Genomic DNA, 26,244 nt, shown 5'->3' on the forward strand with positions numbered 1-26,244 from the left:
CCTTGCAAGATTTGCTCTTTTATTGGTTCTCAATTAACAGCAATAATGCATCGTCATTGGGTGGTGTTCCTGCCAAAGTATCAAAGGTTTTTATTACTTGATTGATAGCTTGCTCCAGTGGTAAATGCAGCGTACTTATTAGCTGCTCTTTTATGGCTTTTTCTAAGGTTTCGCGCTCTGAAGTGGTATCTCCTGATTCAAACAGTCCATCAGTGAATAAGGCCAAACGTTCTCCATGTTTGATCGATATAGTGGTTTCTTGATAATGAGTATTGGGTAATAACCCTGGAAGTGTTCCTTCTGTATTAATGACATTAATTCTTTCTGGAGTGATATGAAGAGGCTTAGGATGCCCCGCACTACTTATTTTTATCGTATCATCACCAATAAAACTTAAGCAACATGCAGTTAACATAGTTTGTGATAGAAGTTGGTCTTTAAATGCATTATTTGAAAGTTGTGATAAAAGTTGCGACGGTTGTGTGAGGTCTGCATGTTGCATTAAGCCACGTACATAGCCAGCGTAGGCATAAGAGAAAAAAGTTGCACTTTCATCGTGTCCCATGACATCAGCTAGAAGTAATAACGTATTATCGTTATTCACTCTAGATAAAGTAAAATCGCCACCTCCTTGACCTGCAGTTCTCTGTTGTGTGGCTAATTTCCATTTTTTTGAATGTGTCTCAATTCGTGGTAATAAAGTGTGAGTGATCTTCTGGTTAAGTTGTTCTGATAATGCATGATATACCTGATGGAAACGACCTAAAACACGAGTAATGGAATGTAATAATTGTGTTTTTTGTACGGGTTTTTGTAGAAAATCATCAATACCTAATTCAGCGGCATAATTAACGGTATTTGTATCTTGTATATGAGAAAGAAAAATAAATGGAATTGAAAAGTTATTCTCTTTTTCTAGTTGTGATCTTAGCTCTAACCCACTCATTTCAGGCATTTGAATGTCTGAAATAATTAAATCAACACTATTATGTTGTAGGAATTGCAGCGCTTCTCTGCCATTTGGTTTTGCTGTAATTGAAAAGTCAGAATTAAGATAGGCTTGAAGTATTTTTGATTGAATGACATCGTCTTCTACAATCAAAATGTGAGGTTGTTTCTGGGAAGGAATACGATCCCATAATAGGCTTAATGTATTGTTCTTTGTGGTGGTTTGATAGCGAATGTCATCAGTCTGATTTTGAATGATATCAATGCCTCGTCCTCCACATTTTAATGAAAATTCACTGAGATTGGCTTCTTGATGTTGCTCTGTAGGATCCCATGGTATGCCATCATCAATAATGTCTATTTGCCATTGGCTACTGCTTTTACGTAGAACTAAGCTAATGGTTTTACTCGGTTGGATAGGGTGAAGAACCAAATTGGTGCTCCATTCAGAGAAACATAATAAGCATTGATTCGATACGGTTGCGTTTATCTCAAGATTTTTAAGGATCTTAGATAAAGATTGACGCAGCACTCTCACCGATTCTAGTGATGTGGGTTTTGTATCTGAAAAAAGCAAAATAGAATTCATAATCATACCATGGTTGATAAAAATCGGTTTTTTTGGACGATTGTTATAAGTTTAGTTGATATTTTTTTGGGTAAAAAAGATAAGCGTTCGATTTCTCTACAAATTTCATTTTTTAAACTTGGTTGGTATTTATCATTAAAAACATGACCAATAATATTTGCGTTGTGGTTCTCTAATTTCTCTAAAGCGTCTTTAAATTCGGTTTGAAGTGTTTGACCAGACAAAATAACCATAAGGGTACTTTCACAGCAACCTGCAATGGTTTGAGCCGGAATGTTGTTGGTATTGAGCTGTGAAACCGATGAAGCATCAATAATGACTTTATCGAACTCTTTTAACCAAGTATCAATTCGCTTTTTCAAGTTTTTGGGTTGACGTAATTCGACGATTTCCGCTTTATTTGTTGGTACTGCAAGACCTGAAAGTACGACACTATTATGTTGAGAAAAAGTAAGGTAATGAGAGGGCTCTTTTGTAATGTCGTTATTATCAGGTGTAAATGATAACGGTATCAAACTTGGGTTTTGAAGGTTAAGATCGACCAATAAGGTTCGGTAACCAGCCAGTAAGTGTCGCTCTGTTAAAGCTTGAGCTAATGAGCTTACCCCTTCACCTGAATTGGTTGATGTAATGCACAGTGAACGGCTATCTTGTTGCTCTAATTGCAAAAAGATTTGTTCAATTTCCATGTGGCACGATGGGATCCTCATTATAATGCTCCTATTAATGCTATGGTTGCGACAATTTGGAAAACATCTTTCATTACCACACGGACTTGCTCCATTGTGCTTTCGTCTTTATTTGGAATATATACGGTATCGCCAGCTCTTAGTACGGGAATGCTTCTAAAATCAGCAGTACGACTGAACTCAACAAGATCAAAGGTTCTTGCTTGTCCTTCATTTAAAGAGTGGTTTACGACACTAATTTTCTCTAGATAAGCCACATCACTAGGGCCTCCGGCTTCTGCTAATAGATCAAGTAAGGTCATTGAGTCATTAAAACGATAACGTCCGGGTTTATTGATTGCTCCTAATACACGTATGGTGGTTTCTTTACTTTCATCTACCCAAATACGGTTCTTTTCTGGGATATAAATGGTGTCGCCTGTTTTTACTTTTGGTAGTAGGGATTCATCACCGGTTTCAAAATACAAAGCTAGGTTTAGTTTACTTACTCGTGCGTAACTTTTATCTCTGTGAGTAATACGAATATTATGGATATCAGCGTCCATGGTTGGTCCATCAGCCGCAGATAAGATATCCAAAAAGTGCATGTCATTGGTAAAGCGGTAGCGTCCCGCAGCGTTTACCTGACCAAAGACATAAATTGAGCTATCAGAGCTTTGACGTACCCATTGTGATTTATTGTCTGATGGATCTTGAGGTAAGTCATGTACTCGAATAGTGGCACCTGCACGAATTGTCGGTAGGGCTGAGTCTGGTTTACCTTTTGATATAAATGAATCTAAGTTAAAGGTATAAACATTATTCTTACCGCTTGCGTCTGGAGTTACAATTTCAATTCGAGTGGTATCACCACGTAATGTTGGTCCACCCACATGAGCTAATAAATCAAGAAATGACATTTCATCTGACCACTCAATGCGACCTGGATGTTGTACCTCACCTAAAACTCTAACTGCGCGGCTAGGCGCAATTTTTAACCATGATTTTTCATTCATATCGGTTTTTTCAGGAACGAAAATGGCATCACCGGCTGCAATCGCTGGAGGGCGTTGGTAGTTAGTTCCTTCGGTATAACCAGATAAATCAAAATTAATCACTGCACCGTTAGCTTTAATTACTCGGATCTGACGAGATTCAGCAAAACGAGTTGGACCACCTGCATTGGCTAGGATATCCATAAACGTTGCGCCTTTTTTTCCTTCAAAAGCACCGGGTTTTGCGACTTCACCCATGACGTACACCATATTAGAGCCTGATTTAATTTCTTCTTCTTGTTTAGGAACGAAAATGGTTGAGCCAACTTCTAGTGGTGGTAGTAGGCTAGAATCCCCAGTATCTAAATAACGCTTAAGATTAAACAAAGCAGGTTGGTTTTTAGAAATTACTCGGATTTGTTCAACACCGGCATAGCGAGTAACCCCTCCCGCTCTCATTAGAACATCAACAAGGTTACTGCCATCTTTGTAAGAGAACGTCCCCGGAGAATTTACCTCACCAAATACTTTAATGGCTTTTTTTCCATCAGCAGCATCACCTGCTTGTGATAATTTTGCGGGGTCAAATTCTTGTTCAATATTACCAACCATAGGAGAGGCTGGGATAAATAGGGTATCTAATGATTGCAGAGTGGGTAGAAGAGCTTGATCACCTGAATCTAAGAACGCCTTATAGTTAAAGGTCGTTACTTTGTTTGAACGACGCAGTTGTAGACGGTTAAGTTGGGCACCAGAACGTAAACCACCTGCTGCGTAAAGTGCCAGTTGTACTGAGTCGCCATCAGACAGTGTATATTCACCAGGTTGCTTCACATACCCTTGAATATTTACAATCAACTGACGCTTGCTGATAAACACTTGTAGGTTAGTTAAGTCTTGTAAAATGGTCTTTAAGTTTAATGTTACGGTTGAAACCATTTGTGCTTCGGTTTTGCCTACCACTGAGATTGGTCCAATTTCAGGTAAGATTAAACGTCCTTGTTTATCGACCTGAAAACCTTTATTTAATGAGTCCTCACCGGGCAGCATGATTGAAATGATATCACCCACACGAACTACATCCTTCTTCTCTTTCGCTTGAGAAACAGAAAGGGGAGACAGCATTACTATGATAAGTAGAACTTGAATAATACGCATGTTCTTAGCCCTCATTGTGTGATGGGTTTTCAAGCATTAGTGGTTGATCGAGTTGTAATAGCTCGATAGTTACTCGGCGATTGGTTAGGCGTACATGAGGCTCAGTACCGCTTAGGTAAGGATCATTTGAGCCTACTGAATCAACATGGATTCTTTGTTGTGAAAGACCAAAAATGCTTAAGTAACGTTTTACTTGTTTGGCTCGCTCAAGAGCTAGGTTCTGATTCGCATCCTCTTCACCTAACGCATCAGCATGACCTGTAATAAGCAATTTAAAGTCTTTATGTTGATTTAGTAATTGTGAGGCTTCTGATAAGTTAACAATGTATTTAGGATTTAATTCAGCAGAATTAAAAGCAAATTGATTGTCTCTATTTAGAAGATCATGGATTTTTTGAGCTAATTCAATATCTGAATTCCCATTGTTTGAATCTGTTGGTGGCTGGCAGGTTTCTTGGCGTTTCACATAATCTAACTGACGTTCTAATCGTTTTAGCAAGTTACGTTGAATAACCAAGTCATTTGCCGCATCCAGCTGTAAGCCTCCTTCTAATTCTCGTGCAATACGAGCTTCATTTTGTTTCGCTTGATGCACGGTCGCAGGAAAACACCATTCTGCTTTTTCTAGAATCAGAATATCTAGGTGGCGAGCTGCTAATTCCCAATCAAATCTAAGTCCATGCTCAGGTCCAAGAGGTTGATCTGGCATGACAGGGCTAAAAGCCGCTTGCGGGTAATTTTCAGCTTCTCCACCTTTTCCAGGTTCAGCAAAAGATGTACAACCAGACACAGAAAGTAATCCAAAAACTAATCCTAATATTTTTTTCATTTTATAACTCTCCATGTGTCATACAGTTAAAATGGTGTTTTGCACTAATTAATGCGTTGTTTTATTAACAGGAATTGCGTTTTCAATACGCAGAAGTTTTAGTAACTCTAGTGGCTGGCCATGTGCATTTTTAATTTGCATAGTACGATCTTTCTCTATAAGTCGTTTATATAGATAAACAATCGCGCCAATACCTGATGAATCTAAAAAGGCTACGTGTGATAAATCGATTTGAACTTGATGATGTTCTTGTTCAATCACGCTATCGATGGATGGTTGAATATCTCTACAACCGATGGCGTCCATATCACCTTGAACTGATAGCACCAAAATATCTGCATTTGATTCGAATTGATGTAGTTCCATAATAAGCTCCTAGGGAATAATCCTCGTTGTTTTGATAAGGTTACTAGAGCAGTATACGTGCCAAAAATTAAATTCTTATTTATCAGTGCTTTAAATTTAATGATTCTCTTTTTTTGGTGTTGTGATGATATATTCTCAATTTGCAATGCAGTTTGCAGAATGAGAATCGACTTAAGATCAGATAGGTAAAGAGAGTAAAAAAGAGGTGGTTTTTGATACGCCTATTTTTGAATGAATAAGATGGATTTACTGTGTGTTTTTATTTATTAAAATGAAATTAATTGAGTGCAATCTGATAATCAGAATAAAAAAACAGAGGTAGGGTAAATTAAAACCCTTTAAAAACAATACTTTATTTTTGGCATATCTTTTGAATAGTTATAAAAAGTAACATCATAACTATAAGGAAGAAGCTATGTATCAATTTTTTAAGATAACAATGCTAATACTTTTATTAGTCAGCTCAAAAGTGTTTGCTGTTGCTTTTGATTCGTGTCCAAGTAAGGCATATTTATTTCAAGGTAAACCTGTATCTGTCTATGGTATTAATTTAGTTACCGGGACCAATAGTCTTTTGCAAGATGATACGGGATTATCTTCTAATATAAATGGGGTGGGTTTTAATGAAACTGACCGATATATTTATGGCTTTGATACCACAAATTATAACGTGGTTCGGTTAGGACAAAATTTTCAAGCAACGACGTTAAATGTAAATGGATTACCTTCGGATAAAACATTTTATGTCGGTGATGTATATGACCATCATTACTATGTATATCGTAGTGGAACGGGTTTATATAAGATCGATTTATCTCCTTTAGATTCGAATGTGAACTCCACTCTAACGGCGCAGTTAATTACTTCAACTGCCTCTGTGTCATTAACGGATTTTGCTTTTCACCCAAGTAACAGTCGTCTATATGGTGTAGATAATGGTAGTGGTGGATTATATGAATTCGATATCAATACAGGCGCTGCGACTTATATTGGTGATACTGGTGAGTTAGGTACTTTTGGTGCTATGTATTTTGATGTTGATGGTTATTTATATTTATCTCGTAACCAAGATGGTCAAATTTATCGAGTAAATTTATCTACTCAAACGATTATTGATTCAGGCGTTGTTCCTGCTGTCAAATTTGCCGATGGTCCTTATTCTAACCAAAATGATGGTGCTCGCTGTGCTAATGCTCCTCTTATTGATACCGATGAACCTGCTACGATTGATTTCGGTGATGCTCCAGATTCAAATTATGGAACCACATTAGCTTCTAATGGTGCACGTCATGAAATGGATGGGGTTACGTGGTTAGGTGCTTCAGTAGATGGTGATTATTATGCAGCGCAGTCTCCAGATTCTGATGATTCAATTACCAGTGATGACGAAGATGGAGTGGGTTTTGTTACCGCTTTAGAGCCGGGACTTGATTCTGTTATTACGGTGAGTGCATCAACAACTGGTTATTTATCAGCGTGGTTCGACTGGAATGACGATGGTGACTTCTCTGATGATGGCGAACAAGTTATTGCAGATAAAGCACTGGAAGCTGGTAGTAATAATTTAGTTATTAGTGTGCCATTTGGCGCTACGGTTGGTGAAACTTGGTCAAGATTCCGTTTTAGTCAACAAACTGGATTAGCTTATTATGGTGGTTCAACTTCAGGTGAAGTAGAGGATCATGTTGCTACAATCGTTGATGCAAATACATCACAACGTCATTTCCCATCAGCGGATGGTTACGTAACAATTGCTTATGAGGATAATTGGCCAGAAACTGCTGATTACGATATGAATGATATGGTTTTAAGATATCGAATCACTGAAACATTAAAAGATGGTGATGTTGCTAAAGTAAGTATTAGTGGCCAGTTAGTTGCTGTTGGTGCAAGTTATCACAGTGGCTTTGCAGTACGATTAGCCGGCATTGATGCCACTAACATCGATTCAGATAAGACTCGCTTATATTACAACTCGACACTGCAAGATGGTGATGCTCAAGAGCCTGGAATGACGGAAGCAAGCTTTATCTTAATTAATGATGCGATCGAAGTTTCTAGTTATAGTTGCTACTTCTTTAGAACCCAAGATGACTGTCGAGAAGATGTAGGTGTTGAGTTTGAGTTGCACTTTAGTCTTGTCACACCTGTTACAACCAGTACTATGCCAGCTATGCCTTATGACCCGTTCTTATATGCGACTCCTGGCTATTACCATGGTCCAAGCTTTGCTCAAGCGCCAGGACGAAGCTATGAGGTTCACTTAGCAGACCAAGCACCGACTGAGAAATTTGATACTAATTTTTATCAGTTAGCAGAAGATACCAGTGATCCTAATACGTCTCGTTATTTTAAAACTAGCAATAATATGCCATGGGCTCTGCTTATTTATGATGAGTGGAAATGGCCAAGAGAGCGTGTTGATTTAGTTGTGGCATATCCTCAATTCGCAGATTACACAACATCAGGTGGTGAAACTCATACAGATTGGTATGACATCACTAATGCTATTGCGAACAAATACTATTAAGAAAAGGACGTTATTATGAAAAATATTATGTTGGATAAGATAGCTATTGTATCAATAACAGCACTGTTCTTAATGGCATGTAGTGATAGCGGAGGTTCATCATCTGGTGGGAGTGTTGGTGGAAGTTCTCCAGCCGCAGATGAACAACCTGAACCAATAAAAACACAAGACCTAGTTGCTCCTGAAGGGTTTTCATTTAATCCAATAGACGATCAACGGTTAATTGTCGATTTGAGTGGTAGTTTACCATCTCGTGCACATTTATCTGTTTATTCGAGTTTTAGTGAGAAAGAGGATGGTAGGTATCTTGTTGATTATGGAAGTAAAATTATAGATGTACCATTAACTAATGGAGCTGTTGATATTGAGTTCGCAATTGCTGATAGCTTGAATGAAAGCGTTGTTGAAATTTGGTTATATGATGGCAGTGATCCACAGCAGAAAAAATTTGTTGTAGATGGTACTCAATGGGAATGGTATTAATTTAAAATAATAGATGCGAGCAACTTAGAAGCCACGTAGTACTACGTGGCTTTTTTTATGTTAATTGTTTTAGTTTTTTGTCTACGACAAATAACGGGATGTTCAAGGCCGAAGGAGGGTTAGATACGTGCGATGGTAATTCATTATCAATATCGATATGAGCATGTAACTGTTTTAATATCGTATCACGACGTAGATTTAGCTCTAATGAAAGCGGCATTTCATTAATTAAATCTATTGTTTTATTTAAATTATTAGGAAGGTCTTGGCTCAATTTAATAATTTTTTCTAAAAAGCTAATACACAATTCAGAAGAATAGGGATGGCGTTGCAATTCGTTCAAAAGTTGTTCAAATGTTGGTTGTTCAACTTCAGGGCCTGAAAGTTTTTCTATTGTAACGGATAATTGTGTTATAGATTGAATTAACTCCGCATCATTCTTTAATACGTTAAGACAATCTCGGCAATAATTATCTAAATTTGTTTTTGTTTTTAATACTGCATTGACCTTAGCTATAAGCCAAAGCTCACCAAAAAAAGAAAGTAAGTACACTAGTTCGATCAATACAATCGTATTGAGTTGGTGCAGATTATCATAAAAAGAAGAGGTTGCTTTTAAGATCAGTCTTTTTGCTTTTGATATATGCCCTTCTTCAATTAAACGCTTACTGATTGAATAATTGTATAAAATATTTAACTGTACTTTCTGTTTGTCTGTTAAACGATATTCGCAACGACGAACGAAATTTTTTTGTTCCAAAATCAGCTGTTTTTTGTCTACTTCTGATGTCGTTTGTTGGATGTAGCTATCAAAGTAACTTAAACATTCAGAGAGGTACGAACACCAGCTAGGAGAGGCAATTGGTAAATGATTTGCTAGTAGATGACTTGCCTTCAGAAATTCACACTTGTCATTACATATTAAAGACAGCTTTAGCACTAATAATGAACGATGTGGATCTCTTGCTGTTAGGGTCAGTGCATCTAATGCTGTGTTTAATGACTCCTCATAATGTTGAGCATTCATTTGTAATAAACTTAAAAAATCAAAAGCTTGAACGAATAGTGGGTATTTTTCACACAGTTGCACTGTTGTCTGTATTAGATTATCAGAAGTAGCAGATTTAATGTCATTTTGAACTTTTAGACGAGCAAGAACGTAATTTTTTCTGCTATTAAATGAGGGAGTTTGAGTCAGTTTTAATAATAGTTCCTTATCGTGCTTAAATAAAAAATCGATAAGAAACATGTCAAGTTCAACAATGTTTTTATGAGATGCGATTGATATCGTTTTAGATATCAATTCTTCATATTTATGCTGTTCTAAAAGTGTGTAGAGTTTTTTAAATAACTTGTACTCTGAAAAAGCATTTTGTACTTTATTTTTGAGTGTCGCTTTACTTATTGGCTTACATAAATAATCCCCTCGACCTTTTGAGAGAGTGCCAAGGACTGTTTGTGTTGTGTTGTCGCCTGATACAGTTATGACTCTTGCGTAAGGAGATATAAACCCTTTTTCTTTTAGTAAATCATGTAATTCAGAGCCATTAATGGCTTGTTCAAGATGGAAGTCGATGAAAAGTAATGCGTATCTTTTTTTTGCACAGCACTTTATAGCGTCTTGGTATGAATACGCTTTATCTATCTGTGTAAAACCAAGCTGTTTAATCAACTGAAATAAATACATGGACGATATTTGACAATCATCGACAATGAGAATATCAAAGTTTGACTGCTTAAAATTATTTGATGTTGGATTAAAAACCGAAGTCATGCATCGTCCTTATTTTATCGTCATGATTTTTTCTAATAAAATTTCTTTTTTAAATGGTTTTGCAATAAAGTCATCCATTCCTGATTCATAGCATTTTGATATATCTTGATCCAGAATGCTGGCAGTTAACGCTATGATTGGTATTTTTTTGCGCTTTTGATTTTTTTCTACTTTTCGGATCTCTTTAGTTGCTGTAAATCCATCTTTTACTGGCATCATACAATCCATCAAAATGATATTGTATGCTTCACTATCGGTGAACTTTTCTACCGCTTCTTGTCCATTGTTCGCAATATCAAAAGTGTATCCTGAATTACCAAGAAATAATGATGCAACTTTTTGGTTTACCAAATTATCTTCAACAATGAGTATATGTTCCTTGTTTACACTAATTTGTTCATTTTGTGCTTTTAAGTGTAATGGTGGTGAATGCATTACATCATTAATAGATATTTGATTTTCTTGATGAATACTTAATGAATTCTCCAAGGTTTTGATAAAACGATGTCCTAAAATAGGGAACGTGACTAATCCATCAATGATGGAATCAAGGGTAGTAATACGACTTTTATGTTTTTGAACGAGGATTAAAGGCGTGTTCAAATTTTTGTTATGAATGCTGATTAGTTTTTCTCGGCAATTATCTTCTAAACAGCTAGTTACACAATATAAGATAATGGCTTTGCTACTATCAAAAATAGTGATTTTATCTGTTTCTTTTTTAACTATGATATTGTTGATACGGTAACGATGTAGTTCTTCCGTTAATGGGCGTGATAAACCAGAATTGTCATCAACTAATATTATTGTTAATTTCTCCAGTTTTTCTGGGATTGGGAGTTTCTTATTAACAATATTGGTTTTTATACGGAAGGAAAAACGGCTTCCTTTTTCTTGCTCTGATTCAATATCAAGAGCCCCTCCCATTAATTCAATTAATTGATTGGTTATTGTTAATCCTAACCCTGTGCCTCCAAAGCGACGAGTAATGGAACTATCGCCTTGTATAAATGGGTTAAGTATATTTTCTTTTGCACTAGTATTTATACCTATGCCTGAATCTTTGACTGCAATAGTTAAATACCCTTCGTTATCAACACGGTGTGAAAAACTTACAGATATAGATATGAAGCCTTTATGTGTAAACTTCATTGCATTCGATGTTAAGTTCATCAACACCTGTTTAATCCTATGCTCATCAAGAGTTAAGAAGTTTGGAACGTCAGGTGATATGTGAATATGTAGGTCTAGATTTTTTTCTGTTGCCTTAGCAATGTCGATTGAAAGCGTATCAAAGATCACTTCACGTACATTACTTGGTTGAGAATAAATGGCAAAATTTCCAGCTTCTATCTTTGATAAATCAAGAATATCGTTAATCAAAACAAGCAAGGTTTGTGATGAGGTTTCTATTGTATTGAGATAATCAAGTTGAATAGGGGTTAGTTTAGTCTCTGCGAGAACGCCAGACATACCGATAATACCATTGAGTGGCGTTCTTATCTCGTGTGACATATTAGCTAAAAAAGTTGTTTTCGCTTTATTGGCATTTTCAGCCTCTTCTTTTTCGTTGATTAGTTTTTTCTCATTTTGGTGTCGTTTGGCAATGAGAGTATTCATTTCGTTAGAAAAAACAGTGAGTTCATCTTTTCCATTTTCGGATAGTTTTATACTGTAATCATGGTTTTTCTCAATATTATTCATTGATAAAGACACCATTTTTAAGTATGAACGAATTCGTGATGATAACGATAAACCAATACCTATAATGAGTATAAATAAGGAAATGAGTAAGATGCTGTAGCCTGCAATAGTAAGTTGGTAGCTTTTTATTTTATTTGTAACTTGTTGTTCTAGCTCAGAGAATACTGTATTCCTATTTACTTCGATCTGGGAAAGGTAATTATTGGTATTAGCCTGAGATGATTGTTTTGCATCAAACGCTGCTTTTAATGTTTGAAAATCTGAGTTTAACTCTTCTATTTGAATTAAATCAGTAATATATAGGTCTTGTTGGTAATAAAAACGGTCTATTTGTTTTTCAAATTGTTGAGATGGAAAACGAGAATATAGTTGAGTGTACCAATTTTCATTTAGAGCCCAATAGTGTATTAGTTCTAGTTGATTTAGCAAAGTTAGCTTTTGGCTGATGGACTCAAATCTAGAGGTGGAAATAGTATTTATTAAAAGTCTATACACATTATTGAGGCTGTTGATCTGTGATTCATTTTTTTGAACTATTGTATCTAATGTATTGTTTTCTCGTTCTACTGTACTATCTAATTTGCTTATTTCTTTATGTAACTTAGCTGATTCGATATTTATAGTCTTTAATAGCATGCGATTTATCAAAATGTCAGAGTCCAAACTTTCTGATGATGTGCTTGCTTCTGAAAGAAAGCTCATTCGTACCATGTGCATGGTGTTTATGTATGAAAATAACAATTGACTTAATTTAAGATTAGCACTGATGTTGTGTAGGTTATTATTACTTTTAACATGATCATATGTTTCCTTACTAAAAAAGAGAGAGATAAGAATTAAAGGGACAAAAGTAATGACCAAAACTCTTGATTTGATAGAAAAATGATCTAGTAGTGACATAAACAATCCTTGTTCATAAAGGCATAAGTGCCAACCTATAAGTAAAGCATAGGATGAAAAAGTAAGAACAAGTAATTATCTTTTGTTTTTAAACATTAATTAATCGTTTATTTGATATTGGACTAAGATTGAATATATCAGAATTCATATTGATAAATATGTTATTTAAATGTTGTTATCTACAGTATATTTTATTGTTTATATTGTAAGTAGTTACGTGTCAATATATTGTCGCCTTATATTTGAGACTATAGTTGAATTACTTGTGACCTTGCCTACAAATCTTTATTTTTTTTTATGAAAATTAATTTACGGTATTGCTGCTTGTTAGTGTTTGTACCATAGTTTATTTACAACTGAAAAAACAGTTGATAACAATAAATATAAAACAGCTAGGTACAAGGATATGTTATGGCTTATGCAAAGTTAGATATGAGAGCCTGTGAAGAGCAGGGTTTAAAAGATTCATATTCTTTATATTTAAAGGAAATAAATCGCTATCAGTTACTTACTGCAGAAGAGGAGTTGGTTTATAGCCGACTGTATAAAAAAGGGGACCTGTCAGCAAGGAATACATTAATTGAGTCAAATCTGAGGCTTGTTGTTAAAGTTGCGAATAAGTATCGAAAAAGAAATCAAACGGATTTGGCAATTTTAGATATTATTGAAGAAGGGAATTTGGGTTTAATCAAAGCCATTGATAAATTTAACCCGGAATTAGGATATCGTTTTTCAACTTATGCTGTTTGGTGGATCAGAGAATCCATTGAAAGTGCATTATTTAATCATTCTAGAACCGTTCGTCTCCCTGTCCATATAACGAAAGAACTAAATACTTATCTTAGAGCTGCTCGTGAATTATCTAAATCATTAAAACGTGAACCATCAATTAGAGACATCTCTACTTATTGTGAAGAGGAACAAATTAAAGTAAGTAAGATTATAAGCTTGATACCTAACCAACTGACTTGTCACTCAGCATGTAGTGATGAATTATCCCCTAATTTTTTTGAACTTTCATCAAATAATAAAGCATTAGAACCTGATAACTCTTTATCTCAAGATAACTTAGAAATGAATTTGTCATCTTGGATTGATTCTTTAAATTATAGAGAGAAGGAGATCATCATCAATCGATATGGTTTGTTTGGATGTAAGGTTAAGACATTAGAAGATTTAGGTAAAGATTTGGATTTATCAAAAGAAAGAGTTCGACAAATACAATCCGAAACACTCGTTAAATTGAATACTATTTTTAAGAAAAACAAATTGGATTTAGAAATAGCACTAGGTTGATTTTGTTTCATATTTAATGTCATGGATTTTGAGGTTGTATTTATATGGATGATGGCGTTATTTTAAAATTATTGTTGTTTGCTAATGTTGTTTCTTTGGTTTTGTTATCTAAAGGAATCTATGATCTTGTTAAGAATAATGAGCTTTCGAAGAGAATATTAGCTTATATACTTTTGTTTATATACTTTGTTGGGTTTGTATATATTGAAAATATGCTTTTAGAAAAAGGGCTAAGAGACTATGTAGATATCTCAATGTTAATTAGTGTTACTTTTTTTACTCAATTAGCATTCATTTTTATATTGATAATAAACAAGATAGTGAAAACGGTATCTAATAATGATGAAACAGAAGTTATAACCAATAAAGTAGAAATTTATAAAACTCTTATTGAAGAAAAAATAAATAATGGTGAATTGTTTAACTTAACAAAGATTAAAATACAAAATTATAGAACATTAATTGAATATTCTTCAGATAAAACATTTAATAGCATTTTATCTTATGCTTCCTTATTGGTTAAGAAACATCGTAATGATAGAAATGTTTCTATCTTTTACGATAACAATGAAATTATAATTATTGGAAATTTAACGAATAAGGACAAAATCTACAGTATTGCTTTAGAGGTATATGAGCAACTTATTCAACCTATTAAAATGAAAGGCAAAAATTTCATACTGCAACCTATTATAGGTAATGTAATCTACTCCAATGATATTGATAACGCAGATGAAATACTTAAACGAGCAGATATCGCTTGTTATAAAGCAAAAAAATTGGGCTTAGTTATTGATTTTTATTCAGAAAATTATGCGCAATCTATTAATGATGAAGTCGATATTTTGAGTAAACTAGTTCATGCTATTCCGAATAAAGAGTTTGAGCTTTATTATCAACCTATTGTGAATAGTATAGATAAAACTCTACATGGTTATGAAGCATTGATTCGTTGGCCACAAAAAGATGGCAGTATGATCCCTCCAGATAAATTCATTTCAATTGCTGAAAAAAACAATTATATCAAAGGCATTACTCAGTGGGTTGTGAGTCAAGTCGCTTCAGATATTATTCGATTAAAAAATGATAATTTAAACTTTCAGGTTCATATCAATATCTCTACATTGGATCTATATGATGATGATTTGTATAACCAGTTATTTGATATGGTAGCAAATAAGCATCTTGAACCATCGAGTATGATTTTAGAAGTTACGGAAAGTGCCTTAATGTCTGATGTAGATGCGGCCTATTTGATGTTATCTAAATTATCAGAGTTGGGTTTTTACATCAGTATTGATGATTTTGGTACAGGGTACTCTTCTTTATCTCTGTTAAGAATATTGGCATTTAATCAAATTAAAATTGACCAATCATTTATTAGGAATATGGCTGTTGGTAATAGTGATTATGCAATAGTGGCATCGACGATTTATCTTGCACATAGTTTAGGCTGTAATGTGGTCGCTGAAGGGGTAGAAGATGAACATTTGTTTGCTGAATTGCAAGAATTAGGTTGTGATTATGTCCAAGGTTATTACATTAGTAAGCCTCAGGATATTGATAGTATTATAAATTGGTCATTAAAGTTAATTGAAAGAGAAAAAATGTCAGCTATCGCTTAGTATGACTGCTCAGTACAAGTCATGTACGACTCTTCTCCCATATCGTTAATCGGTATGGGAGAATTGATGCTAATCATTTAAATAATCTATCATTTGCTGTCTTATTTTCGCTAGTTCAGCTATTACTGAATCTATAGAGTGTTGAGACGGTGTTTCATGGTTTTTGGCATTGGCTTCAATTGCTTTAATTAAAGGTAAAATATCTTCTTCACATAAATTGCTTAATGCCCCATAAAGGGTATGAAAAGTGCGAAATAATTCAGGTAACTTATTGTTTTTATATTCTTCATTTATTGTATCTGAAAGTGTTGAGTGCTCCTCTAGATAGAGTTCGAACAATTGGCGGAGGATCTCTTTATCCCCATCAAACATTTCTTCTAATATGCTAATATTAATCACTATTACTCACCCATTGATGTTATATATTTTAACTATAGAAGATAAATAATAAAAAACATATCATTTATAAACAATAGGTTAAGATTTCTTTTTATGAATCACATTCTTTCTATAAAAATTATGATATCAATAAAGCAGAGGTTCTTAATATGGAAGTAGGTGATGTATGTTAACTGAACCAAAAATTTTAATTGCAGAAGATGAACCTGTGAGCCGTCTTGTATTGCAGCGGTTATTAAAGGCATTCACATGTGTTTCAGTTACAAATGGACAGGAAGCTCTGGACGTTATCCATCAAGAACATATAGATTTGGTGTTATTGGACATTCATATGCCTATTATGGATGGCTTTGAGGTAATTGAAAGGCTTAAAAATAATGAAACAACGAAAGATATCCCAATCATTGTTATTACGGTTAATCAATCTATAGAAGATGAAATTCGAGCTTTAGATCTTGGTGCTGTTGATTTTGTAACTAAACCATTTCACGCTGTTATTTTGCAAAAACGTATTCGTAATCAGTTAGCGCTTAAGCTCAAATCGGATTTATTAGAGAAACATGCATCTTTAGATGGATTAACTAATTTGCTCAATCGTCGTATGTTTGATTTTGATTTAGAAAATCGATGGGCTGAAAGCCAACGCTTAAAGGGTAATCTGGGATTAATTATATTTGATATTGATCATTTTAAACTTTTTAATGATAACTATGGGCATTCAGCTGGGGATGAGGTGCTTATTAGAGTCGCGAAAGCTTTAATGAGAACCTTACAAAGGAAAACGGACAGAGTTTACCGGTACGGTGGTGAAGAGTTTACTTTAATCCAATTTGATACCGATCTTGAACAGTTAAGACAGACTGCGGAGTTATTACGTCAATGTATTTATGATTTAAACATTACGCATGAATTTTCATCGTATGGTAGAGTAAGTATCAGTGTTGGCGCTGCTTTGATTAATGCGGAATCTATTAAATCAGAACAATTTTTATTAGAAACCGCCGATCAGCAGTTATATAAAGCAAAAAAACAGGGACGCAACTGCATATCGTTAATAAGTAATTGATAAATGGATATAATTCATTCAATTCTGCGTAAATTACATCAGTTTGGCTTTTTTTTAATCAAACAAACATTTTTTTTCAAAAAACACTTGCGCCCGATCTCATTTTCTCTATAATGCGCGACATCACTTGATGAGGCAGTTGCTTCAGATGGTCCCGCGGAGGGATGGCTGAGTGGTCGAAAGCACCGGTCTTGAAAACCGGCAAGGGTTAATAGCCCTTCTAGGGTTCAAATCCCTATCCCTCCGCCACTATTACACTGTTGAGCTTGTAGCTTGATAGTAAAAAGATAAAGTGTGCCGACTTAGCTCAGTAGGTAGAGCAACTGACTTGTAATCAGTAGGTCACCAGTTCGACTCCGGTAGTCGGCACCATCTTTTCTCTTTATGAGATACAATCTGTTCCCTTTTAGTTCAGTCGGTAGAACGGCGGACTGTTAATCCGTATGTCGCTGGTTCAAGTCCAGCAAAGGGAGCCACTTTTAAGAACGCCGCTTGATAGTTATATCAAGCGGCGTTTTTGCATTTAAGCAATTTATTATATTAGTATAAAGAACAAATAAAAAAACCTCTTACTGCTCGCATATGTAAGAGTTTTTTTTTGTATCTAATCAATAGTACTAAAGTGACTAATTTTTACTGGCTTCAATTAATTTGTTTGTTTCTAATTTTTCTTTTAACCATAAGCCCGATGTTTTCATCGCATAAGCAAATATAACACCCAAAATTAGTGATGGAATAACAAGTTGCCAATTACCATTGGAAGCAAAAGTAGCGCAAGAACCAATAAACGTACCTGGAATAAAGCTTAGCCATGACTTTTTAGCTTGAGCACACATAAAGAAAGCAACAATGGCTGTAATGATATAACCAATGATCTCTAAGCTCATCATAGATGATAATTTTATGATCACCATAGCCCAGAAAACACCACTTAAATTCGTCGCAATACTTAATCCAATACCTTTGATGCCATCAATAGGGGAGGCGAAGTAGGTTGTACATCCTAAAAAACCTGCCCAACTCAATAAACCTAAGCTTATGGCTACCCAGCCCCAAACTCCTGAAAGAATACCTGTAGTAATTGCGATCGCAATCAATGTGCTCATAACTTTGCCTGTGTTGTCTGTTTGCTAATTAGTAATAATAGTGATTTCTTGAAATTATTTTAGTGATGTAAATCTCTTAAAATGGTTATTCTTACATCTGTTTTCTTTTAAATTGAGATAGCAATCGATTACGGCGGGTTTTAAATTAATTTATGAATATATTGAGTTATTTTGGAATAAAGTTTCATATAGTTGTAAAACTTTATTTCAAAGTGAATTAAGTCTATTAACACCAATTATATGCAGCGTTTGTCGTAAAAATTTGTATTGATAATTACTAACTTAATAGTAAATGTGCTTTGCTTCACATAATGATAGTTATATTTTTAATATTTAAATGGAATTGCATTCCGTTATAAGTTGACGTGAATCGCATTAAAATAATTTATACCGCAAAATATAAAAATAAGTGTGATTTAGAGCAAAATTGCGAATTTACTTAATTTGTAAAGTCAAAAAAGTTTCGTATTGTAATTCCAGATTAGAAATTAAATTACTCATAATGGAATTGTATATCATGTTTAAGAAAACGCTTTTATCAACCCTAATACTAGCTGGCCTTGCAGGTTGTTCATCAACATCATCTGAGCAGTCTGCTGTTAATCAACTAGCTGAAAACCTAGATATTAACTACACAGTTATTACAAACCAAGGTGCTGATGACGGTCTTGCATGTAAAGAGCTTCAAGCTGAATGGGCATCATGTAACAAAGTAAACATGACGCTAACTAACACTGGTGAAGCTGTTGATTCAAAAGATTGGACAATTTATTTCCACAGCATCCGTTTAATTTTAGATGTAGAAAATGACCAATTTAAAATTACTCGCGTAACGGGTGATTTACATAAACTTGAACCAACTGAAAAATTTGACGGCTTCGCGGCTGGTGAAGAAGTGGTTATTCCACTGATCGCTGAATACTGGCAGTTATTTGAAACGGACTTTATGCCAGGTGCGTTTGTAACGGCTCCAGGTGCTGAAGCTCGTAATATCATTTCTTTAGATACAGAAGATACTGGCGAATACGTAGATGAAATCATCGGTGTTCAATTAAAACGTACTCTTGCTGATAATAACGTTGTTGCAACGGCAAACACTCGTTTTGAGAAAAACGCAGATGTAGTTGAAGAAAACGTGGCTTCTCACATTATTCCAACACCATTAAAAACAACACTAACGAACAAAACGGTAGATTTAGCTAAAGGTATCTCAATTACTGCAAACGGTATTGATGCTGACCAACTTGCTGCGTTAAACCAACGTGCAGAGCTGCTTGGTCTTGAAACATCGGGTGAATACCCAGTGTCAGTTTCTGTTGATAAGAAACAATTTAAGGATGGCGTATCTGGTGCATACAAATTAGATGTGACTGAAGGTAAAACTACAGTTGTAGCATTTGACCAAGCGGGTGCATTCTACGGCGTACAATCTTTACTTGCTCTAGTAAGTTTAGATAACTCAGAAATCCCAACGTTAAACGTAGAAGATGCTCCACGTTTTGAATACCGTGGTGTAATGGTTGATGTCGCTCGTAACTTCCATTCAAAAGAAGCAATTCTAGCGACTGTTGATCAAATGGCAGCATACAAGCTAAACAAACTACACCTTCACTTAACTGATGATGAAGGTTGGCGTTTAGAGATCCCTGGTCTTCCTGAGCTAACAGATATTGGTGGTAATCGTTGTTTTGATGAGACAGAAACTTCTTGTCTACTACCTCAACTAGGTTCTGGTGCTGATTCAGATAACTTTGGTTCTGGTTACTTCACAACAGAAGATTACCTAGAAATCTTAACTTACGCTAAGAACCGTAACATTGAAGTGATTCCAGAAATCGATATGCCAGCTCACTCACGTGCAGCAGTTATGTCAATGGAAGCACGTTATGCTCGTCTTGCTGCTGAAGGTAAGATGGAAGAAGCGAACCAATACCGTCTGATGGATCCAAAGGATGAATCAAACGTAACTACGGTTCAGTTCTACAACAAACAAAGCTTCATTAACCCATGTTTAGATTCATCTGCAACGTTCGTAGATAAAGTAATCACAGAAGTTGCAGCAATGCACAAAGCGGCGGGTGTTCCTCTATCAACATGGCACTTCGGTGGTGATGAAGCGAAAAACATCAAACTTCACGCTGGTTTCCAAGATATCAACGATGAAGAGAAAATCGCATGGAAAGGGGATTTAGATTTATCTAAGCAAGACTTCCCATTTGAAAAATCGCCACAGTGTCAGTCTCTGATTGCAAACGGTGAAGTTGCTGATTTCGAACATTTACCAAGTCACTTCGCAGAGCAAGTATCTAAGATCGTTGCTAAGCAAGGCATTCCACACTTCCAAGCATGGCAAGATGGTTTAAAACACTCTGAAGATGCAAATGCATTTGCAACGGAATCAGTACGTGCAAACTTCTGGGATACATTGTACTGGGGCGGCGGTGCTTCAGCTTACGAATGGGCTGAAAAAGGTTACGATGTAGTTATCTCTAACCCAGATTACGTTTACATGGACTTCCCATACGAAGTCGATGCAAAAGAGCGTGGTTACTACTGGGCAACTCGTGCAACAGATACTCGTAAGATGTTCGGTTTTGCACCAGAAAACTTACCTCAAAATGCGGAAACATCAGTTGACCGTGACGGTAATGGCTTTGAAAGTGCGGGCACAGTATCACCTAAGAAACCTTTCTATGGTCTATCTGCTCAACTTTGGTCTGAAACCGTACGTACTGATGAGCAATATGAATACATGGTGTTCCCACGTGTTATCGCCGCGGCTGAGCGTGCATGGCATGAAGCATCTTGGGAAAATGAATACAAAGCGGGTGTTAAGTACTCTCTACAAACAAACCTAGTAGATAAGAAAGCACAATTAGCTGATTGGACTAAGTTTGCAAACACAATGGGTCAACGTGAGTTAGCTAAACTTGAAAGAGCGGGTATTGATTACCGTCTACCTATCCCAGGTGCAGAAGTTGTGAACGGTGAGCTAAGCATGAACATTTCATTCCCAGGTGTAACGCTACAATACTCTGTAGATGGCGGTAAAACATGGGCTGAATACGACAATGCAAACAAACCAAAAGTAACTGGTGACGTTCAAATTCGTTCAGCATCATTTACTGGTGAGCGTGTTAGCCGTGTAACTAGCGTTAAGTAATTTACGTTAGAAACATAAATTCAGTCATTAAATAATCAAACGGCACTTCTATTATAGAAGTGCCGTTTTTTTATTGGCTTATATAAACAGATTAACTCTCTGGCATCCATGTTTGTTCTGAAACGACTTTTTGGTTTTTAAAAGTTAATTGTTCCACTTTGTCACCATGATTGTTCCAGTGGGTGACTGAGCCATCTTTGATTTTTCCATCGTCGTAATTGGCTTGAGTGGCTTTTTTACCATTAGCGTAGTAGCTGGTGTATAGGCCATCTTTTTGGCCATCATCGTAATTAACGGTTAGATTTTTTTCGCCATTGTCATACCAACGTGTTGCTTGGCCATCTAACTGATTATTTTTATACGTGAATTCTGTTTTTTTCTGACCATTCACGTACCAAGTTTGCATTAAACCATCAAGCTTGCCGTCTTTATAATTAAGTTTCGAAGCCATTTGTCCATTTGGATACCAATTACTTTCTGTACCAATCTCAACGCCATCTTTGAATTGAGCTTTTGTTGAGATTTGTCCATTATCGTATTTTTGAACAAATTTCCCTGTAGTAAGGTGTCTCTTGGTTTACTTGATAGGCAATGCCATTACGCATTTGTAAGTAATCAACAGAATCACTTTGTGTTGTTGTACCTGCATAACTAACACCAGATACAGCACTTAGAGCAAATAGAACAGGAATATATTTTTTCATTGTGACACCTCATTTATTAGCAAACAGTGTTTAGCGCTGTTGTTTTAATTTCATCTTTTATTACTTTCGTTACTGAACTAGAAAGTAAGTAAGATTTAATATTCCACTAATTTTTATTAATGTCAGTACCAAATTTGGTAGTCATACTTTGCATTTATGAGGTGTGATTTTAGGGAACTTTTCGTGCTTCTTGATGTAGCTTCTAATGGTTTTGTTTTACAAATTCGAGAAAAGTTCTATCAGCTTTAGACAAATAACCATTCTTTCTCCATGCAATGGATATATCTAAATAGATAGGCTCACTAAATGGAATAGAAACAATATCAGGCTCATTTTCGGTAGCTAATTCTAGTAATGCACTAATGGCAAAGTCACGCTTTACAATTTTCATAATCACTGCTAATAGGTTGGTTTCAAAAGAAAAGTTTGCAGTTAGTCCCTCTTGTTTACAGATGGCATCCAGTTTTTCTCGATGAAAGTAGCCTTGCTTGAACATGACTAATTCTTGAGAGAAAAACTCTGAAAAAGTGAGTGATTTTTTATCAGCAAATTCATGTTCATTACTTACAACTGCAACCATTTGGGAGCGAAGTAAGTGGTCAGAATCCAGTTCATTCGGTAGGTTTTTTATTTGTGTAATCCCAAGATCAATTTCACCATCAAGCAGCATTTTTTGTATTGATTGAGCACCAGCATCAACAATGGTGAGTTTTAATTTTGGATAACGACTTTTAAATGCCATTAAAACATCTGGGAAATAATAGGTCCCCATAATACTTGGAACACCTAATCTAACTTCCCCTTTCTCTAAACCTCGTAATTCTTTCATCGCCAGTGTGGCGTCGTCCAATTGTTGTAGGATTTGCTTTGCATGAGTTAGTAATACTTCGCCTTCATGAGTCAGTATCATTTTTCTCTCATCTCTACGAAATAGTTCTAGTTCTAGTTGGTTCTCTAGTTTTTTTATTGCAACACTTAAGGCAGGTTGAGCTATGTGTAGAGCGCGAGCGGCGTGTGTCATGTTTTTGTGCTCAGCAATAGAAACAAAATAAGTAAGAAGTCGAGTATCCATGTGATAACTAAATGCTATTGAAATGATAATTATAATATATTTTCACTATTCAAATGGAGTTGCTACAGTTTTAGTACAGTTTTCTAATGGCGATCACTAAGATGATTGAGTTTAAAAGTAAGGCCTATTATCAAGTAAGTGCAGCTCTTGCATTTGGGTCTTTTATTGTATTTTGTAATTTATATTTGTTTCAGCCAATGCTACCTGTTCTTGCTGAGCACTTTTCTGTATCTGCCACGAAAATCAATTGGTTGCTAGCTGCTGGAACATTTACGTTAGCCTTTATGCTTTTGCCTTGGGCTATTGTCTCTGATTTTATTGGTCGTCGTAATGTGATGTTATTAAGTCTATTTTTATTACCAGCAATAGGCTTATTGTCGCTATTTACAGATAGCTTAACCGTATTAATTGTGAGTCGAGCCATAATGGGGATGGCTCTAGCTGGGTTTACAGCTGTAGCGGTTGCTTATATGGCTGAAGCATTTACAGCAAAAGCGTTCAGTTATGCGATCGGTGCTTATATTAGTGCAAACTCATTAGGTGGTATTTCAGGGCGGTTGTTTGGAGGGATTATTACGGATCATTTTGATTGGCAAACTGCCGTGATATTCATGGCTAGTGTCAGTTTTATTGGTGCGATGCTTGTTGCATTTGTATTACCAAAAGAGAGTAAAATCCATGAAGATAAAATGGAATTATCTTCTTATTATCGAGTGATAGTGCAACACTTAAGAAACCGACGTCTCTTTCTTGCTATGGTTATTGGCGGGGTGAATTTTGCTTTATTTGTAAACCTTTATTCTGTTACTGGCTTTCGACTAATTGCTGAGCCTTACTCTTTACCTTTAAGCGTTACTTCTATGATTTTTCTTTGTTATTTATCCGGAACGGTAAGCTCTAGGTTAGTGGGTTTATGGAGTCAACGTTTTAGTTCTGTATTTGGTATGTTCGTAGGGACATTCATTAGCTTAATTGGAATGCTTATTACGACAAGCGATTCACTAATTATAATAGTGATTGGTTTAAATGTATTAAGCTTTGGAGCGTTTTTTACTCATTCATTAGCTTATGGTTGGGTGAGTCAGCAAGCAGAAACTGCTAAATCTACGGCGACAGCTTTGTATTTGGTGCATTATTATGTCAGTGGTAGTTTAGGTGGTTTTTATTTGATGTTTTGTTGGCAGCATGGAGGGTGGAATACAGTAATGCTTGGAGCGAGTTTCCTATATATGATTATTTTTGCTTTATGTTGGCGTTTAAATCACTACGCCCAAGCTAAAGTGGCTTGGGCGTAGAAAAGGTCAATATAGCCTAGTAATAAAAACCTGAGTTAAAGGTTTTCAAATACTTTAAATCCATTCTTTCCTGAACGTTTAATGTCATACATTGCAGCATCAGCGTTGTGCATTAAGTCATTAATAGAACGACCATGTTCAGGGAAGAAAGCGATACCAATACTTGTGCTTAGTTGGTATGGAATATCTTCAAGCATCAATGGTGCATTACTGCTTTCTAAAAACTCCTCAACAAGAGCAAATATTGCTTCTTCATCAATAATCGTATGAATAAGCACGGCAAATTCATCACCACCTAATCGAGCAACATAGCTATTTTCTGCGAAAGTACTGTATAGATTTCGAGCTACTGCTTTTAATGCTAAATCACCTGCACTGTGGCCAAAGTTGTCATTGAGATCTTTAAATCCATCTAAATCAATGTAGATCAGAGCTAATTTAGTTTCATTTTTTCGTGCTTTTTGCATTTTCCAATGAAACAGTTTTTTAAAGTATCCACGGTTGATTAGGCCTGTCAGGCTATCGTGGTGAGCCAGTTTTTTTATTTCGTTATGGTCAATTTTTTTCTTCAGTTGTAATTGAGTAATAACCAACGATACAACAAAAGAAAGTAGAATAAAGCATCCAATTAGAGTCACTTCACCGCTTGAGATTCGCTCAATTGACCACTTAGGGTAATTAGGAACAAAAGTGATCAATCGCCAACATGAGTCCGTTTTCACAATTTTAACTGATTTCACTGAATCTAAATTTTTAGGGTAAGCGAAGACGGAATCGAACGTTAAAATACCTGAACCAATTTCATATTGACCTTTAGATTCTTTCTCGATACAAGAATAAGTTATTGGATAAATTTCTGGGTATGTTTTACTTTTGTCATCACTAAACATGAAAGCAAATTCGAGATCGGGTCTCTTATCATAAAATAAAAAGTAATTATTACTGTTTATTAGCATGTGATGGTTTCTTTTATCCAAAGAAAATAGTTTTAGACCATCTAATAAATGCGCTGCAAGGTAATTTAATATAACGATACCTCTTTTATTTCCCTGATCATCATATACAGGCGTAGCTAGACGAATCATAGGTTTATAAGGTTCTTCGATTTCACCATGCTCAATATTTAAATCTAAAATAGAAACGTAAATATCCCCATCATTTAAAGATAAGCTGTCTTGAAAATAATAACGGTTAAATTTATTTTGTAATTCATTACCAGCAACAACACTTGGAATACCATTATTATAGTTAATACGAATGAGCTCATTGCCTTCAAGATCAAGGTATCTTAATTGATCATAAAGTCCTTTACGTAAGCTCAGAGCAAGCGTGTTCATTTCAGCTAGTTTAATGAGTTTACGTTCGTGTTTTTGATACGCTTTGTTAATTTCAATAAAATCAGAAAGCAGCAGTAAGTCTTGCCCAATGCTGTTTAGAGTCATGGCAATGTATTTTTTTTGTGCTGAAATTAGAGCACTTTGTTCTGATTTTATTTTACTTATTTCTATCTGGTTCTGTGAGAACTTATAGAAATAAAACACTGAAAATAATAAGATATTTAACATTGTAAATAA

At 35.3% G+C, this 26,244-nt stretch carries 18 protein-coding genes, 3 tRNA genes and 1 pseudogene; 10 read left to right on the plus strand and 12 right to left on the minus strand.

Annotation, left to right across the window (positions count from 1 at the left end; genetic code table 11):
- Positions 1-19: 19 nt before the first annotated feature.
- From AVFI_RS15450 to AVFI_RS15470, 5 genes are read right to left on the minus strand one after another with little or no spacing between them, the layout of a single operon-like run.
- Positions 20-1,537, minus strand: coding sequence for a SpoIIE family protein phosphatase (locus tag AVFI_RS15450; RefSeq protein WP_188863211.1), 1,518 nt, complete (start codon positions 1,535-1,537; stop codon positions 20-22).
- 2 nt (positions 1,538-1,539) lie between these two features.
- Positions 1,540-2,247 carry a CpsD/CapB family tyrosine-protein kinase gene (locus AVFI_RS15455; protein WP_012534987.1) on the minus strand — a complete coding sequence of 236 codons (708 nt, stop codon included), beginning with the start codon at positions 2,245-2,247 and terminating at the stop codon, positions 1,540-1,542.
- Entirely contained in the window at positions 2,247-4,358 is a 2,112-nt protein-coding gene (locus tag AVFI_RS15460) for an SLBB domain-containing protein (RefSeq protein WP_188863210.1), read from the minus strand. Before AVFI_RS15460 ends, AVFI_RS15455 begins: the two co-directional genes overlap by 1 nt.
- A 4-nt stretch (positions 4,359-4,362) precedes the next feature.
- Positions 4,363-5,187 carry an OmpA family protein gene (locus AVFI_RS15465; protein WP_012534757.1) on the minus strand — a complete coding sequence of 275 codons (825 nt, stop codon included), beginning with the start codon at positions 5,185-5,187 and terminating at the stop codon, positions 4,363-4,365.
- Positions 5,188-5,235: 48 nt separating this feature from the next.
- Positions 5,236-5,553, minus strand: coding sequence for an STAS domain-containing protein (locus tag AVFI_RS15470; protein WP_012535320.1), 318 nt, complete (start codon positions 5,551-5,553; stop codon positions 5,236-5,238).
- Between the two features lie 415 nt (positions 5,554-5,968).
- Between AVFI_RS15470 and AVFI_RS15475 the strand changes: the two genes are divergently transcribed.
- Together AVFI_RS15475 and AVFI_RS15480 are read left to right on the plus strand one after the other, a co-directional pair.
- The gene (locus AVFI_RS15475; RefSeq protein WP_072055028.1) at positions 5,969-8,083 is read left to right on the plus strand and encodes an LruC domain-containing protein; all 2,115 of its coding nucleotides are present in this window, start codon (positions 5,969-5,971) and stop codon (positions 8,081-8,083) included.
- A 15-nt stretch (positions 8,084-8,098) separates the two neighbouring features.
- A complete protein-coding gene (locus tag AVFI_RS15480; protein ID WP_188863209.1) occupies positions 8,099-8,566 on the plus strand; it encodes a hypothetical protein in 468 nt (155 codons plus the stop codon).
- 55 nt (positions 8,567-8,621) lie between these two features.
- Here the strand turns inward: AVFI_RS15480 and AVFI_RS15485 are convergent, their stop codons facing one another.
- The gene (locus tag AVFI_RS15485) at positions 8,622-10,340 is read right to left on the minus strand and encodes a response regulator (RefSeq protein ID WP_065604651.1); all 1,719 of its coding nucleotides are present in this window, start codon (positions 10,338-10,340) and stop codon (positions 8,622-8,624) included.
- A gap of 9 nt (positions 10,341-10,349) precedes the next feature.
- Positions 10,350-12,944, minus strand: a complete 2,595-nt coding sequence (locus tag AVFI_RS15490) for an ATP-binding protein (protein ID WP_188863208.1) — start codon at positions 12,942-12,944, stop codon at positions 10,350-10,352.
- A 411-nt stretch (positions 12,945-13,355) separates the two neighbouring features.
- On the opposite strand from AVFI_RS15490, the gene AVFI_RS15495 reads away from it, so the two are divergent.
- On the plus strand, positions 13,356-14,240 hold the full coding sequence (locus AVFI_RS15495) for a sigma-70 family RNA polymerase sigma factor (protein ID WP_054775172.1): 885 nt from the start codon (positions 13,356-13,358) through the stop codon (positions 14,238-14,240).
- A gap of 44 nt (positions 14,241-14,284) precedes the next feature.
- Positions 14,285-15,865 (plus strand): putative bifunctional diguanylate cyclase/phosphodiesterase, encoded by a 1,581-nt coding sequence (locus AVFI_RS15500; RefSeq protein WP_188863207.1) that lies wholly within the window; start codon positions 14,285-14,287, stop codon positions 15,863-15,865.
- A 69-nt stretch (positions 15,866-15,934) separates the two neighbouring features.
- Here AVFI_RS15500 and AVFI_RS15505 read toward each other — a convergent pair whose 3' ends face one another.
- Positions 15,935-16,264, minus strand: a complete 330-nt coding sequence (locus AVFI_RS15505; protein ID WP_188863206.1) for an Hpt domain-containing protein — start codon at positions 16,262-16,264, stop codon at positions 15,935-15,937.
- A 166-nt stretch (positions 16,265-16,430) separates the two neighbouring features.
- On the opposite strand from AVFI_RS15505, the gene AVFI_RS15510 reads away from it, so the two are divergent.
- The 4 genes from AVFI_RS15510 to AVFI_RS15525 all read left to right on the plus strand — a co-directional run bounded on the left by AVFI_RS15510 (position 16,431) and on the right by AVFI_RS15525 (position 17,806).
- Entirely contained in the window at positions 16,431-17,330 is a 900-nt protein-coding gene (locus AVFI_RS15510; RefSeq protein WP_054775173.1) for a GGDEF domain-containing response regulator, read from the plus strand.
- 158 nt (positions 17,331-17,488) lie between these two features.
- A tRNA-Ser gene (locus AVFI_RS15515) sits at positions 17,489-17,579 on the plus strand.
- Positions 17,580-17,626: 47 nt separating this feature from the next.
- A tRNA-Thr gene (locus AVFI_RS15520) sits at positions 17,627-17,702 on the plus strand.
- A 28-nt stretch (positions 17,703-17,730) separates the two neighbouring features.
- Positions 17,731-17,806, plus strand: a tRNA-Asn gene (locus AVFI_RS15525).
- Between the two features lie 150 nt (positions 17,807-17,956).
- On the opposite strand, the gene AVFI_RS15530 is transcribed toward AVFI_RS15525, so the two are convergent.
- Positions 17,957-18,436 (minus strand): DUF1097 domain-containing protein, encoded by a 480-nt coding sequence (locus tag AVFI_RS15530; protein WP_155679396.1) that lies wholly within the window; start codon positions 18,434-18,436, stop codon positions 17,957-17,959.
- A 517-nt stretch (positions 18,437-18,953) separates the two neighbouring features.
- On the opposite strand from AVFI_RS15530, the gene AVFI_RS15535 reads away from it, so the two are divergent.
- Positions 18,954-21,599 (plus strand): beta-N-acetylhexosaminidase, encoded by a 2,646-nt coding sequence (locus AVFI_RS15535; RefSeq protein ID WP_188863205.1) that lies wholly within the window; start codon positions 18,954-18,956, stop codon positions 21,597-21,599.
- A 91-nt stretch (positions 21,600-21,690) separates the two neighbouring features.
- On the opposite strand, the pseudogene AVFI_RS15540 reads toward AVFI_RS15535, so the two are convergent.
- A pseudogene (locus tag AVFI_RS15540) lies at positions 21,691-22,303 on the minus strand (toxin-antitoxin system YwqK family antitoxin).
- A 202-nt stretch (positions 22,304-22,505) separates the two neighbouring features.
- Positions 22,506-23,375, minus strand: a complete 870-nt coding sequence (locus AVFI_RS15545; protein ID WP_005423561.1) for a LysR family transcriptional regulator — start codon at positions 23,373-23,375, stop codon at positions 22,506-22,508.
- Positions 23,376-23,476: 101 nt separating this feature from the next.
- Between AVFI_RS15545 and AVFI_RS15550 the strand changes: the two genes are divergently transcribed.
- The gene (locus tag AVFI_RS15550; RefSeq protein ID WP_199414875.1) at positions 23,477-24,670 is read left to right on the plus strand and encodes an MFS transporter; all 1,194 of its coding nucleotides are present in this window, start codon (positions 23,477-23,479) and stop codon (positions 24,668-24,670) included.
- A gap of 35 nt (positions 24,671-24,705) precedes the next feature.
- Here AVFI_RS15550 and AVFI_RS15555 read toward each other — a convergent pair whose 3' ends face one another.
- On the minus strand, positions 24,706-26,235 hold the full coding sequence (locus tag AVFI_RS15555; protein ID WP_214651491.1) for a sensor domain-containing diguanylate cyclase: 1,530 nt from the start codon (positions 26,233-26,235) through the stop codon (positions 24,706-24,708).
- Between the last annotated feature and the right edge of the window lie 9 nt (positions 26,236-26,244).

Source organism: Aliivibrio fischeri ATCC 7744 = JCM 18803 = DSM 507, from assembly GCF_023983475.1.
GTDB classification, from domain to species: Bacteria; Pseudomonadota; Gammaproteobacteria; order Enterobacterales; family Vibrionaceae; genus Aliivibrio; species Aliivibrio fischeri.